The sequence below is a fragment of the Runella limosa DSM 17973 genome, assembly GCF_000482465.1.
Taxonomy (GTDB): Bacteria; Bacteroidota; Bacteroidia; order Cytophagales; family Spirosomataceae; genus Runella; species Runella limosa.
The window spans coordinates 1-13,148 of sequence record NZ_KI519422.1; the positions used below are offsets into that span (position 1 = coordinate 1).

The 13,148-nt window shown below is 46.6% G+C and carries 12 protein-coding genes; 4 read left to right on the plus strand and 8 right to left on the minus strand.

All coding sequences use genetic code 11. The annotated features are described in order from the left end of the window. The coding region (locus K339_RS0117900) for a transposase (protein WP_028524823.1) at nucleotides 1–292 on the plus strand (292 nt) is incomplete at its 5' end. A 97-nt stretch (nucleotides 293–389) separates the two neighbouring features. Here K339_RS0117900 and pheS read toward each other — a convergent pair. From pheS to K339_RS0117935, 7 genes are all read right to left on the minus strand, one after another. Next, nucleotides 390–1,430 (minus strand): phenylalanine--tRNA ligase subunit alpha, encoded by a 1,041-nt coding sequence (pheS, locus tag K339_RS0117905; protein WP_028524824.1) that lies wholly within the window; start codon nucleotides 1,428–1,430, stop codon nucleotides 390–392. 46 nt (nucleotides 1,431–1,476) lie between these two features. After that, nucleotides 1,477–3,087, minus strand: coding sequence for an amidohydrolase family protein (locus K339_RS0117910; protein ID WP_028524825.1), 1,611 nt, complete (start codon nucleotides 3,085–3,087; stop codon nucleotides 1,477–1,479). A 79-nt stretch (nucleotides 3,088–3,166) separates the two neighbouring features. Further along, nucleotides 3,167–3,529, minus strand: a complete 363-nt coding sequence (gene hpf, locus K339_RS0117915; protein ID WP_310586641.1) for a ribosome hibernation-promoting factor, HPF/YfiA family — start codon at nucleotides 3,527–3,529, stop codon at nucleotides 3,167–3,169. Nucleotides 3,530–3,727: 198 nt separating this feature from the next. After that, nucleotides 3,728–4,564, minus strand: coding sequence for a 5-dehydro-4-deoxy-D-glucuronate isomerase (gene kduI, locus K339_RS0117920; protein ID WP_183974395.1), 837 nt, complete (start codon nucleotides 4,562–4,564; stop codon nucleotides 3,728–3,730). A gap of 9 nt (nucleotides 4,565–4,573) precedes the next feature. Next, nucleotides 4,574–5,635: an NAD-dependent epimerase/dehydratase family protein gene (locus K339_RS0117925; RefSeq protein WP_028524828.1), complete on the minus strand. Its 1,062-nt coding sequence runs from the start codon at nucleotides 5,633–5,635 to the stop codon at nucleotides 4,574–4,576. A 2-nt stretch (nucleotides 5,636–5,637) separates the two neighbouring features. After that, nucleotides 5,638–7,593, minus strand: coding sequence for a KUP/HAK/KT family potassium transporter (locus tag K339_RS0117930; RefSeq protein ID WP_028524829.1), 1,956 nt, complete (start codon nucleotides 7,591–7,593; stop codon nucleotides 5,638–5,640). Between the two features lie 228 nt (nucleotides 7,594–7,821). Next, nucleotides 7,822–9,273, minus strand: a complete 1,452-nt coding sequence (locus tag K339_RS0117935) for an NADH-quinone oxidoreductase subunit N (RefSeq protein WP_028524830.1) — start codon at nucleotides 9,271–9,273, stop codon at nucleotides 7,822–7,824. Between the two features lie 39 nt (nucleotides 9,274–9,312). On the opposite strand from K339_RS0117935, the gene K339_RS0117940 reads away from it, so the two are divergent. Next, nucleotides 9,313–9,954: a hypothetical protein gene (locus tag K339_RS0117940; RefSeq protein WP_157607647.1), complete on the plus strand. Its 642-nt coding sequence runs from the start codon at nucleotides 9,313–9,315 to the stop codon at nucleotides 9,952–9,954. A gap of 77 nt (nucleotides 9,955–10,031) precedes the next feature. Here K339_RS0117940 and K339_RS0117945 read toward each other — a convergent pair whose 3' ends face one another. Continuing rightward, complete coding sequence (locus tag K339_RS0117945; protein WP_028524832.1) at nucleotides 10,032–11,219, minus strand: phosphoglycerate kinase; 1,188 nt, start codon at nucleotides 11,217–11,219, stop codon at nucleotides 10,032–10,034. Between the two features lie 191 nt (nucleotides 11,220–11,410). Here K339_RS0117945 and K339_RS34060 point away from each other — a divergent pair, with 191 nt between their 5' ends. Continuing rightward, nucleotides 11,411–12,109, plus strand: a complete 699-nt coding sequence (locus K339_RS34060; RefSeq protein ID WP_084332262.1) for an RNA polymerase sigma-70 factor — start codon at nucleotides 11,411–11,413, stop codon at nucleotides 12,107–12,109. Next, nucleotides 12,106–13,113, plus strand: a complete 1,008-nt coding sequence (locus K339_RS0117955; RefSeq protein ID WP_028524833.1) for a FecR family protein — start codon at nucleotides 12,106–12,108, stop codon at nucleotides 13,111–13,113. Before K339_RS34060 ends, K339_RS0117955 begins: the two co-directional genes overlap by 4 nt. Nucleotides 13,114–13,148: the final 35 nt, after the last annotated feature.

The following is a 13,148-nucleotide window of genomic DNA, read 5'->3' on the forward strand; positions in this document are numbered from 1 at the left end:
ACTTGTGCCAACAACCAAGCAGTCAGGAACTTCCCTAAAAAGTAGAGGCAGATTAGTTAACACTGCTTGCAAACAACTCAGGTCTATTCTCTTTTGTGCAGCTCAATCAGCAGCCAAATTTAACTTGGATTGTAAAGAACTTTATACAAGACTACTGGCTAAAGGGAAATCCAAAAAAGCCGCTAAAATGGCTGTTGCCCACAAATTGATTAGACAGGCTTTCGCTATCGTCAAAAACAATGCTGTATTTCAAAATGACTTTCAGGCTAGCAAAATTGCGCTCGCAAAATAATAGTTGCCTTGTGCTTTGTTTTTTAACACAGTTCATAACCCGACCAATGTTTTGTGTCGAGAGTTGCTCACAACCCGACCGAAAGCAATCAATCTTTTTAAACTCCCTCAAACTGACGCAAGAAACGAACGTCGTTTTCAGAATAAAGACGAAGGTCGCGAACGCCGTAACGAAGCTGGGCAATGCGCTCAACGCCCATCCCAAACGCAAAACCTGTGTATTCTTCGGGGTCGATGCCGCAGTTGGCCAATACGTTTGGGTCAACCATGCCACTTCCCGCAATTTCTACCCAGCCTGTCCCTTTTGAGAGCCGATACGTTTCTTCGGTGTCCGTTCCTAACCAAATGTCAATTTCGGCGCTAGGTTCGGTAAAAGGGAAAAATGAAGGACGCAGACGAATCTTCACGTCTTTGTCGAACATCTCTTTTGAAAAATGGTAGAGCGTATCTTTTAAATCTTTGAAACTTACGTTTTTGTCAATATAAAGCCCTTCAACTTGGTGGAAGAAGCAGTGAGCACGGGCCGAGATGGCTTCGTTGCGATACACCCGCCCTGGCATAATAGCGCGGATAGGTGGTTTTTGACGCTCCATCATCCGAATTTGAACGTTGGACGTGTGCGTACGCAACAGCATATCTTGGGTAGGGTCTTCCGCATTTTTTGCCACAAAAAACGTATCCTGCATTTCGCGCGCAGGGTGGTTTTCGGGGAAATTCAATGCGGTGAAGTTGTACCAGTCTGACTCGATTTCGGGGCCATCGGCTACGCTAAAGCCCATGCGCTCGAAGATTTCGATGATTTTGGCGCGTGCCAACGTCAGCGGGTGAATGCTGCCTAGTTGGTTTGAAGCAACGGGTAGGGTTAAATCAATGGCTGGGCCAGCATTGCCACCGTCGTTTGACTCGAATTCTGCTTGAATGGCCGTAAAACGGTCAGTAGCAAAGTTTTTGAGGGCATTTAATTCTTGCCCTACCGCACGACGGGCTTCTTTTGGGATGTCTTTGAGTCCTTCAAACAAGGCTTCGACCGCCCCTTTCCGACCTACAAATCGCTGGCGGTATTGTTCTAACTGCTCTTTGGTAGCAACTTCAAACTGCTCAATTTCTTGATATATCTCTTTGACGCGTTCTGTTAGCATGGGGGTGATTTGTGACTTTAATAGGTGCAAAGTTAAACATTCTTCCCTATTTATTGCTACCCGATACTTTGCCCGCTTTTTGGGGAATACCAGGCTGGGTGATTTCAAAATTCTCCTCTTTTTTAGCGTCAGCCACAATCTTACGAACATCAGCCAAAAGCTTTTTGGCGTCATAGACAATGCCATCTTTGACGGTATATTTTACGCCACCCGCACGAACCACCTCGTTTTTGTCGTTCAGACGAATTGCGCCTGTGCCGTAAAGGACTTTCAAGTTGGCCAGCGGATTTTCTTCGGTAATGACAAAGTCGGCCAATTTCCCAATTTCAACCGAACCAATTTCTTTGTCCATTCCCAGTGCTTCTGCTCCTTTGATGGTTGCTGCCCGAACGACCTCCATCGGGTGGAAACCTGCTTCACGGAGGAGTTCTAGCTCGCGGATGTACGCAAAACCGTACAGTTGGTAAATAAAGCCCGAATCAGAACCCGTCGTGACGCGTCCACCTCGGTTTTTGTATTCGTTGATAAACGCCATCCACAACCGATAGTTTTCTTTCCACGCTACTTCTTGTTCCGTGCCCCAATTGTGCCAATACGACCCGTGCGAAATGCGGCTTGGACCATAAAACCGCCAAAGCGACGGCAGGGTATATTCGTCGTGCCACTCGGCGCGGCGGGCGAGCATGAGCTCACGGTTGGCTTCGTAGATGTTGAAGGTAGGGTCGAGGGTAAAGTCCAATTTTAACAATTCTTCCATCACGTAATTCCAACGCTCTGAGCCTGGTTTAGCGGCTTGTTTCCACAGTTTTCCTGCTTCTTCAAAACGATTTTGCTCGTTGTTGTAATTGTAGTCGGAAGGGTAATTTTGAACGGTTTTGTCGTCAAAAAGGGCTTCGGGGAGGCCGTACCAGTGTTCCATACTGGTCAAGCCTGCTTTGGCCGTCGCCAGTACGTTCATGCGCGCTACTTCGGTTTGGGCGTGGTGGCACGCCGAGCCAAGGCCGAGTTTTTTGTTTTCTTCCAAAGCCGCTTTAAATACATCGGGTTCGGCTCCAAAAAACTTGATACCATCGGCACCCTTTTGAGCATTTTGACGTACCCATTCGCGGGCCTGTTCGGGGGTCGTGATGAAATCTTTCGCGCCTTGTCCAAACACCGTGTAAGCCTTAATGCGAGGCGCGGTAATTAAGTTTTTGTTGCTTTTTTCTTTTTGGTCGAGTACCCAATCAAGACCATTACCACACGACGGGTCGCGGACGGTAGTGACACCGTGGGCCATCCAAAGTTTAAAAACGTATTCGGCATTAGCACCTTGCTGCACGCCACCGATGTGTCCGTGCATATCCACAAAACCAGGCATCAGGTACATGCCTCGGCAGTTGAGTTCTTTGTCGGTAGAGCTTGCTTTGATGCCGTCTTGGGCGGGCATACCTGGGTAGCCTGCTTGGCGAATTTGGGCAATTCGGTTGTTTTCAACCAAAATATCCATGGGGCCGATTGGCGGTGAACCTGTGCTATTGATGATGGTAACGCCCCGAATAATAAGGCGTTTGTGAGGGCCATCACCTTCGGCGCGGTTGGGGGCTTTTTGGACTTGGGCCAAGAGCCCAAACATTTGAAAGCAAAGAAGAGAGGTTAGGAGAAGTTTATTTTTCATATAGTGTCAAAAAGGTTGATGAGTAAAAATTAAAAAAGAGCGAGGACCGGATCCTCGCTCTTTTTTGTGAAAATCTGACTTATACTTCGTCGATTTCTATTTCTTCTTCTACTTCTGTGCCGCTTTGGGCATCTTTGATGGTTTTATTTTCTACCTCTTGGCGTTTCTCTTTGAACTTCTTGATTTGGCTTTTGAGGGCTTCAAGGGCGAGGTCGGTGGCTTCTTCAAATGATTTGCCCTTTTCTTTGACAAATAGCTCACCGCTAGGTACTTTAATTTTTACTTCTAGGATTTTATCTTTGACTTTACTGCTTTCGCTTTTATCTAATCGGAGATAGACTTCTCCTCCTGTTATTCGGTCATAGAACGTTTCGAGTTTTTCAAGTTTTTTCTGAATGAATTCGAGCAGTTTTGGATCTGCGTCGAAGTGGATAGCGTGCATTTGCAGTCTCATAATTTTACGCTTTAAGTTTAACAATCATTTGCAACCGCATTCGTGGATTTGAAAAGGGTAAAAAATAGCGGTCTGTCACAAACAGACCGCTATTTTCAGGACTTCGGTCCACCTGTTACGATTGTGAGTCTAAACTGTGTATTTATTTTGAGAAAATCAAGGACTACGGCTACTTTTTTTGAAATTTTATTTCAACTCGCTCAGGGCCAACGTATCCATATCGGTATAGACATAGTTCTCTCCAGCCATTGCCCACAAGAAAGAATAACTCGTTGTACCAGCACCCGCGTGAATCGACCACGGAGGTGAAATGATGGCTTGCTCGTTGGCAACCAATAAGTGCCGCGTCTCGGTAGGTTCGCCCATAAAATGGAAAACGCGGTGGGCGTCATCTAAGTCAAAGTAAACGTAGATTTCGGTACGGCGGTCGTGGACGTGCGGCGGCATGGTGTTCCACACGCTGCTGTATTTCATGGAGGTCATGCCCATCACCAACTGACAACTTTCGAGGCCATCGGCATGGATGTATTTATAAATGGTACGGGTATTGGCCGTTTCGGGTGAGCCCATATCGGCTGGGCTTGCATCGGCGGCTTTCATCATGGCCGTGGGTACGGCGCGGTGAGCGGGTGTCGAAACGAGGATAAACTTAGCTGGAAATTCAGGGTCAAGGCTTTTGAAAGTGACGGTTTTATTGCCTTTGCCAACGTACAAGCAGTCACGTTTTTGGAGCGTAAACAACTCATCTTCGACCATCACAAAGCCATCGCCACCGATGTTAAGAATGCCCAATTCGCGACGTTCCAAAAAATAGTCGGAGCGAAGTTCGTCGTAGGTTGGCAATTTGTGCAACTGCCCGACGGGCTTAATTCCGCCCACAATCATGCGGTCGTAGTGAGAATATACAAAATGGAACTGGTCGGGAACGAACATTTTTTCCATCAAAAACTCTTCCCGAATACGTTGAGTCGTGTAATTTTTAAAATCGACGGGATTGGTCGTATGGCGTACCTGAATGTGCATGAGTAAAGGTTATTTTAAAATTGGTTCTAAGGCTTTGTTGTTTTGGTCGAGCCATTCGGTGATTTCTTCTACAATTTGGCGAACTCCAATTTCTGGTTTCCAACCCGTCAGACGAGTCACTTTGCTGTTGTCTGTAATGTACATACGAATGTCAGCCGTGCGAGTCTCGGGTACTTGTTTGATTGGAATGGTTTTGCCCGTTACTTCCTGACAAATTTGGGTTAATTCTTGCAACGACGTGCTGCTTTCTACGCCACCACCCGCGTTCAAAATTTCGCCATTTACTTGGTCGATGTTGTGCAATTGCCAGTCAATCAAACGGTACAAATCTGCCACGTGGAGCATATCGCGGGTTTGTTTTCCCGTACCACCGTAGCCAAAATACCCGAGTTGTTGTTCCCAATAGTGTTTGGCAATCCAAAGTACCATCACACCTTGATCGACTTTTCCCATTTGCCAAGGTCCAGTGATGACCCCACAACGGTTGATGATGGTACGAAGGCCATAAAACTCGTTGTATTCTTGAATCAAAAGCTCCGAAGCGAGTTTAGTGGTGCCGTACAACGAACGCGCGCCGTCGAGCGGGAAATCTTCGGCAATTCCCTTAGACGATACACCTTTTACGGGTTGGTCGTCGGTGAGAGAAAAGCGCGTTTCTTCTTCCACAAAATTCAACGTTTCAATCGTTTTGATGGGATAGACGCGGCTCGTTGAAAGGAATATAAAATCAGCTTTGTGCTTGAGGGCGTAGTTGAGGCAGTTGACCGTCCCGAACAAATTGGTATTGATGAGGTAGTCGGGTGTTCCGTCAAGCCCTGCCAATACCGAAGGCTCGGCCGATGCTTCGATGACCGCATCGACGGCGGGTAGTGAGTCAAAGTCTTCTTTGCTACGAATGTCTCCGTGGACATACGTGATGCCCGCTTGGGTCAATCGAGAAACGTTGAGTTCTGAACCTTTTCTTTTTAAATTATCTAAGCAAAAGATTTCGTACGATGGGTAATTGGTTTTTAGCGCAATGGCCAACGATGAGCCTACAAAACCAGCTCCACCTGTGATTAATATTTTCATTTTTAACTATAAATACGTTTTAATTTGATGTTCTCGGCTGGACGAATAATGAGCGGTACTTTTTCGATTTTTACCGCACTACTGTCAAGTCCAAACCACTTGTCTTCGCTGGTTGTAAAGCCTTTGATAAAGAAATATGCCTTCATAATGGCTTGTTCAAACAGCGGAAGTTCGTTTTCGAACGACAAGAACTTCTCTAATACTACAAACCGAAAATCGCCGATAACATTGTGTCGGTTGAGCGATTCGTAGCGGCTTGTAATGTCCACTTCCTTGTTTTTGACCATTTCTTCAATCACTTTTTTGAAGTAAAGGTTTACCCGTTGTTCGATGCGGAACCCTAGGCGGAAGTTTACCCGAATGACGTCGTCAGGCTCGATGACATTTACTTTGTACTCCATTGTATATGGGTCATCGGTGGTATCGACGTGGACAAACCAGTAAATATCGGCGCGTTTGGGGCGTTTTTGGAAGATAGAATAAATCACTTTCGACTCTATTTCCGACATCCGAGAAGCGTTGCTCATAAAAATGAGGTGAGTAGCGTATTTAGGAATCGAAATGTCGCGACTAAGTTCTTTGAGTGAATCTACGTAATCGTTGAGTTTGACGTATTCGGTCAAGCGAAGTTTGATGTAAAACGCACGGTACCAAACAAACATCAACCCTGCAATTGTGGCACCGATAACGAGCGATACCCAACCTCCGTGCATGAATTTTACGAGGTTGGCTATTAAAAATGAGCCCTCAATGGCAATGTATATCCCCATAAATATAACAACGCCCCACATTTGGAATTTTTTGGCGTAGAGGTAATAGGACATTAAAATCGTGGTCATCAACATGGTCAGGGTAATGGCAAGACCATAGGCCGCTTCCATCGCCGATGATTCTTTGAAATACAGCACCACGCCAACGCAGCCCAACCACAATAACAAGTTGACGCTTGGGACGTATAATTGGCCTTTTTGAAGACTTGGGTAGCGCAACCGAACTTTAGGCCAAAAGTTGAGACGAATGGCTTCGCTCACGAGCGTAAACGAGCCCGAAATCAAGGCTTGGCTGGCAATGATAGCTGCCGAAGTTGCAATCGCAATCCCTGGAAGAAGAAACCAGTCAGGCATGAGTTCGTAGATAGGACGGCGTCCGTCCAACGACTCGCCCGCGTGTGAAAGCAACCAAGAACCTTGACCGAAATATTGGAGAATCAAGCAAAGTTTAACAAACACCCAACTCACACGAATGTTGGCACGGCCACAGTGACCTAGGTCAGAATAGAGGGCTTCAGCCCCCGTCGTACACAAAAATACGGCTCCTAACAGCCAAAATCCTTCGGGTTTTTCAAACAAAAGCTGATACGCATAGTAGGGGTTGACAGCCCGTAAGATAGTCCAATCTTTGGCAATCCAGATAATGCCGAACGTCCCGAGCATCGAAAACCAAATAAACATAATGGGACCAAAAGCGCCACCTACTTTATTGGATCCAAAGACCTGTACCAAAAATAAGGCAGTTATAATCCCTATGACGATGGGAATAGTCTGAATATTAGGATAAATAATGCGTAACCCTTCAATGGCGGAAGATACCGAAATAGGTGGTGTGATAATACCATCGGCCAAGAGAGCTGCTCCCCCAATAATAGCGGGGACGGTGAGCCACTTGGCATGACGACGCACCAAGGCATACAACGCAAAAATTCCCCCTTCACCACGGTTGTCGGCGCGAAGGATAAGTATTACGTATTTGATGGTGGTTTGGAGCGTAAGCGTCCAAAAAACGCAAGAAAGGGCTCCCAAAACCGTTTGAGGCGATATGATAGGATCTTCCTTAAAAATGCTGTCCATCACGTACAGCGGAGAAGTACCAATGTCGCCGTAGATAATCCCAAAAGCAATCAATAACCCAGCCGCTGAAGCTTTGTCAAGGTGGTGGTGATGCCCGTTATTACTTTCCATGAAAAAAATATTGTGAATGAATGATTGGAAACACTATCTGTAAGAGTGATATCGATGAATGAAGACCAAATACATGGAGATGTCCTAAAGCGTAGTTTATCAGTGGGTTTTTAAAAAATCGGACAAATATAAAGGTCTGTAACATCCGTTGTTCTCGGAAGGCCAAAATTATTCGTCATACCTACTAAAACCAAGGTAAATACCTGCTAAAAGTCATAAAATCACGCCCTAAAGCTGCTTTATCCATAGCATTAGCCAGTCAGTTTTTAGAAAAAGCGCAACGATAAGCACCGTCAACGCTACTACCAAGGCCGTTCCAGCAGGCTTTGGGCTCTCGTGGTTAGCTTCGGGTGCCTCCTTGAAAAACAGATAAAAGGGTATTTTGAAGTAATAGACCAAGGAAATGACGGCGTTGAGTAGCCCTACTACCAAGAGCGTGGTAAGCAACGAAGAAGGGGCGGTGGTATTGGCTTCCCAAAGGGCAGAAAAGACCAAGAGTTTGGAGGTAAAGCCCGCCGTGGGAGGTAAGCCTACCAAAGCCACCATGACTACGACAAAACAAACGGCAAGCACGGGCAGTTGTGCCCCTTTGCCTGACAAGGAAAGAAGCGTTGGGCGGCCAGAACTCACCAAGTCAACCAATAAGAACGCAGCGAGGTTGGTCAAGACATAAATAACAATATAAAACGTAGCACTTTCAAAACCTGCTTGGCTGAAAGCCACCACGCCTACGAGTGCAAAACCCGCTTGCGCAATGCCTGAATAAGCCAAGAGTCGCTTGAGGTCGTTTTGCCAAAGTGCCGACAAATTTCCTAGCAAAATGCTACTGAGTGCCAAAATGGCTATGAGTTGCTGGAAATCGGCAGGGAGCGCGCTCAACAAACGCATCAATAAGAGCAACGCAGCGGCTTTGGGGGCGGTTGACAAAAAAGCAACAATAGGTGTAGGGGCTCCTTCGTACACATCGGGTGCCCACACGTGAAAGGGAACCAAGGAGAGTTTGAAAAGAACGCCACCAAGCGTCAGAAAACCAACAATCAATATAATGACGGGGTGGTTTTGGGCAAGATGATTGGCAAAAACTTCGCTTGTGAGGTCGAGTGAGCCCGTCATTCCGTATAGAAATGAAAGGCCATACAGCATAATGCCCGAGCTCAATGCGCCAAAAAGTAAGTATTTAATCCCTCCTTCGGCGGCGAACTTACCTTTGCCAAGGCTCGCCAACAAGTAGGAACCAATCGAGACAAGTTCAATCGACAAGTAGAGGCTAAGGCCATTGATGGCCATGGTCATAAAACAAAGCCCCAGTACAATGGCGAGTAGAATGGCGTAAAACTCAGGCGGTAATTGGGCGTGAGTGACGCGTATATGCAGAAGAACAAAAAGGGTCGTGATGAGTACAAGCCCCTTGAAAAAAACAGCCTTGGTGTCAAGATAAAGCAGGTGGTGAAATAAATAGCCTTCGGGGGCGTTCCATTGGAGAACGACCAACAGCAGCCCCGCCAAACTCAGTCCAAACGCTGAAAACCACAAAACAGTGGATGTCTGCTGCGACCAACGCGTTAGTTTCAACACTAACTCGGCCGTAACCAACAGCAGAAAGGCAAAAGCCAGCCATGTTTCGGGCACAACCCGTGGAAGACTTTCGATGATATGGAGTAAATGCTCTTTGAGTTGCAAGGTCGTTCGATTAATTTGCCAGCAAAAGTACAATTCAACATGAAAAAGTCATTACTCTGTCTCGGATTGATTTTAGCGACCATCGCTGCCCATGCCCAAGGAATGTTCATTCAGGACATCAACGGGCGTCCTATTTTTGAAAACGGCTATACCGAAATCGAAGGCTCGCCTTACCTGAAAGATGAGTGGGCGAGAGGAACGGTGAAGGCCAAACACAATGGCAAAACCTACGAGTTGGCCAAAATGCGGTACGACACGTACAAAGACGAACTGGAGTACGAAGAGAACCAAAAATCGTATCGATTTAGCAGTGAGATTACCGAATTTGTCACCACAGATGGGGTTTTTCGTAACAATTTCCCTGTCTATGAGTCACTTTCTGGCCGTAATTTTTACCAAGTACTTTCCGACGGAAAAGTGAAGTTGTTGAAGCGAACAGTGACAAAAATACAGACTGAAAAGCTGTATAGCTCGGCCACAACGACGAAGCGTTTTGCCAAAGAAGAGTTTTTGTATTTGTTTAAAGACGGAGCAATTATTCGCCTTAAAAAAGATAAGAAGGCGTTATTAGAAGCCCTCAGCGATAAACAAGCCGATTTGGAGGCGTTTATCAAAGAACAAAAAATTAAATTCTCGAAAGAAGAAGATTTTTTGCGCGTGATTGAGCGCTACGAGCAGTAAAATAACTTAGGCGTCGGAGACGCAAAGCCATGCCCGCCCCGACAGTATGTCGGGGCGAGAAAAAGCAAACAAAATAATTAAGCCAATGCTGCTACTCCAGGAAGTACTTTTCCTTCCATGTATTCGAGCAAAGCACCACCACCCGTTGAAACGTAGCTTACGCGGTCGCCATAGCCAGCGTTGTTGATGGCAGAAGCAGAGTCACCGCCACCGATGAGCGAAAACGCATCGTTTTGCTCGGTAGCTTGTACGACGGCTTCAGCGATGGCGTTGGTGCCTGTCGCAAAGTTCGGGAATTCAAATACGCCCATTGGGCCGTTCCAAAGAATCGTTTTAGAATTACGAACGGTTTCTTCAAACAAGGTGATGGTTTCGGGGCCAATGTCCAAACCTTCCCATCCATCTTCGATTTCTCCCGTTTTTACGATTTGGCGATTTGCGTCGTTTGAGAAAGCATCCGCGCAAACGTTGTCCAAAGGCATCAATATGTTTACGCCTTTTTCTTTGGCTTTTGCCAAAATTTCCAAGGCTAATTCTTGCTTATCGGCTTCCAAAAGCGATTTGCCAATCTTCCCACCCAAGGCTTTGGTAAAAGTATAAGTCATACCACCGCCGATGATAAGGTTATCCACTTTGTCTAATAAGCGCTCAATGATGAGGATTTTGTCCGAAATTTTGGCGCCTCCCATGATGGCCGTAAATGGACGTTCGGCTTGTTCTAACACGCGTTGTGCGTTGTCGATTTCGGCTTGCATGACGTAGCCACACACGCGGTCTTCAAAAAACTGACCGATAACGGCCGTCGAAGCGTGGGCGCGGTGGGCAGTTCCGAACGCGTCGTTTACCCAAACATCGCCTAGTTTTGAAAGTTTTTCGGCAAACTCAACGTCGCCTTTTTCTTCTTGTTTGTAAAAACGAAGGTTTTCCAACAACAATACTTCGCCTGGCTGAAGCGCCGCTGCTTGTTCGGTTGCCGAAGTACCGATGCAATCGTCAGCAAATTTGACAGAGACACCCAAAATCACCGAAAGTGGATTGATAAGGTGTTTGAGCGAATATTTTTCGGTCGGGCCATCTTTCGGGCGACCTAAGTGCGACATCAAAATGCAAGAACCGCCGTCTGCCAAAATCTTACGAATGGTAGGTAGCGTAGCTTGAATACGAGTGTCGTCAGTAATTTCAAATTTTTCGTTGAGAGGCACGTTGAAGTCAACGCGAATGAGGGCACGTTTGCCCGTAAAATTGTACGAATCTACGGTTTTCATAGGATTCAAGTGGGTTGAAAGATTGTTTTTCAGGGCAAAAATAGTTTTTTCGCTCTATTAACCCTAGTAAAAGGCCATTTAGCGGTGTTTTTGGTGAAATTCTTGGAAAAAGAAAAAAAAATCTACGAATTGACTAAGGGAAGAAGCTGCTTTTTGTGACTTACCTTATAGAACCCGAAAAAAAACAACCCATGGCCGAAAACCAACCGAGCCAACCCCAGCCTTCCAACCATCCGTTTCAAAGGCCAGACGTTGAGCCAGTACTCCTTGACGTTGAGTATCTTATCCGACAAGCGTTTGAGGAAGATGCACGGCGAGGTTATGAGCTGTTGTTTCGGCGCTACTATCGCCCGCTGTGTAGTCATGCAGTGCGTTTTGTGTATTCAAGGGCGGTGGCCGAAGATTTGGTGAGTGAAGTGTTTTTTAGCTTTTGGAAAAACCAAGCGCAGCTTCATATCACAACCACCTACCAAGCTTATTTGTATTCGGCCGTTCGGAAGCGGGCGTATTCGTACCTACAGCGCGAGTTTCACCAAGAGATGACCATCACCGACGAGAATGCAGAAGGCATCAATAACAATGTAGAGATTGATCCAGAGCAGTTGTTGCAATACACCGAATTATACCAGCGCATCGAAGAAACTGTGCGTACGCTGCCACCGCAGTGCCAGCGGGTGTTTGTGATGAGCCGCTTTGAGGGGAAAAAACACCGCGAAATTGCCGACGAGTTGCAGATTTCCCCAAAAACGATTGAAGCCCATTTGAGCCGAGCCTTGTCACAACTGCGACAAGTACTGCGAATGGGGCTTTTTTGCGGGCTTATGTTCTTTGTCCCAGCCACTTCGCCTTCCGAAATATCCACACCATCACCAACATATTGTCATCAATGAACAAGGCCATAATGAAAGAACTGCTGTTTGCGCATTTTAGCGGACGCTCAACGGCACTTCAGCGAACGACGATTGCCGATTGGCTGCAACATCCCGAAAACCAGCTTTTGTACGTGGCTTGGCTCGACGAATGGGAGCGTCAGCACCTTCAGTACATGGCCGAAGAAGAGACGGCGTTTGAGCTTCTAAATGAGCGCATTGACGCATGGAATCAGCAACAAAATATAGAAGAAACCGAAGAAAGGTCGGAACTGCCCGTTCGCCGAAGGTTTGCCTTTGTCCAGTGGCTGGCGGCGGCTTCGGTGGTGTTGTTATTGGTGGCGGGAATGTATGCGGGAAGAAGCCACATTTTTTACCAAACAATAGAGACGGCTTTTGGAGAGACCCGCCACCTGACCTTGCCCGACGGCTCGCAGGTATCGCTCAATGCCCATTCGTCTTTGCGTTTTCCTCGGTTTGGATTTGGTCCGCGCTCACGGGTAGTGTGGCTGACGGGTGAGGCTGCTTTCTCCGTACAACATACCCCAACGCACCAACGCTTTCTGGTAAAAACAGCCCGTGGAGTGCAGGTGGAGGTGTTGGGAACGGAGTTTAACGTGTTTGATCGCCCCAGCGGAACCAAAGTCGTATTGAGCAAAGGGGCGATTCAGCTCAATTATACGGGAGCTAAAAAAGCGGTGAGGGGCCTGCGGTTGAAACCAGGCGATGCCGTCAACGTGGATGCCAAAGGAAATCTGACGCAGATGCGCATTGATGAGCCCGAAGTAAGTTCGGCTTGGAAAGAACATCGCTTCAATTTTAACAGCACGCCCGTGCGAGAAATTGTAGAATTGCTCCACGACAACTACAACCTGCGGGTTGTTCTTAAAAATCAGGAGATTGGCGAACGAACGGTGACGGGCTCATTCCAAGCCGATAATTCGGATGAGTTTTTACAAGTAGTGGCCGAATTGCTCGAAATCAACTACAAACAAAAAGATTCTACGGTTACTTTTTTTGAATAAGCCCCCAAACTTTACCCTTTTCTAACTATACTTTT

Coding starts and splice junctions, on each gene's coding strand:
- pheS (WP_028524824.1), bottom strand. CDS start 1,430: ATGCTAACAGAACGCGTCAAAGAGATATATCAAGAAATTGAGCAGTTT.
- K339_RS0117910 (WP_028524825.1), bottom strand. CDS start 3,087: ATGAAAAATAAACTTCTCCTAACCTCTCTTCTTTGCTTTCAAATGTTT.
- hpf (WP_310586641.1), bottom strand. CDS start 3,529: ATGCACGCTATCCACTTCGACGCAGATCCAAAACTGCTCGAATTCATT.
- kduI (WP_183974395.1), bottom strand. CDS start 4,564: ATGCACATTCAGGTACGCCATACGACCAATCCCGTCGATTTTAAAAAT.
- K339_RS0117925 (WP_028524828.1), bottom strand. CDS start 5,635: ATGAAAATATTAATCACAGGTGGAGCTGGTTTTGTAGGCTCATCGTTG.
- K339_RS0117930 (WP_028524829.1), bottom strand. CDS start 7,593: ATGGAAAGTAATAACGGGCATCACCACCACCTTGACAAAGCTTCAGCG.
- K339_RS0117940 (WP_157607647.1), top strand. CDS start 9,313: ATGAAAAAGTCATTACTCTGTCTCGGATTGATTTTAGCGACCATCGCT.
- K339_RS0117945 (WP_028524832.1), bottom strand. CDS start 11,219: ATGAAAACCGTAGATTCGTACAATTTTACGGGCAAACGTGCCCTCATT.
- K339_RS34060 (WP_084332262.1), top strand. CDS start 11,411: ATGGCCGAAAACCAACCGAGCCAACCCCAGCCTTCCAACCATCCGTTT.
- K339_RS0117955 (WP_028524833.1), top strand. CDS start 12,106: ATGAACAAGGCCATAATGAAAGAACTGCTGTTTGCGCATTTTAGCGGA.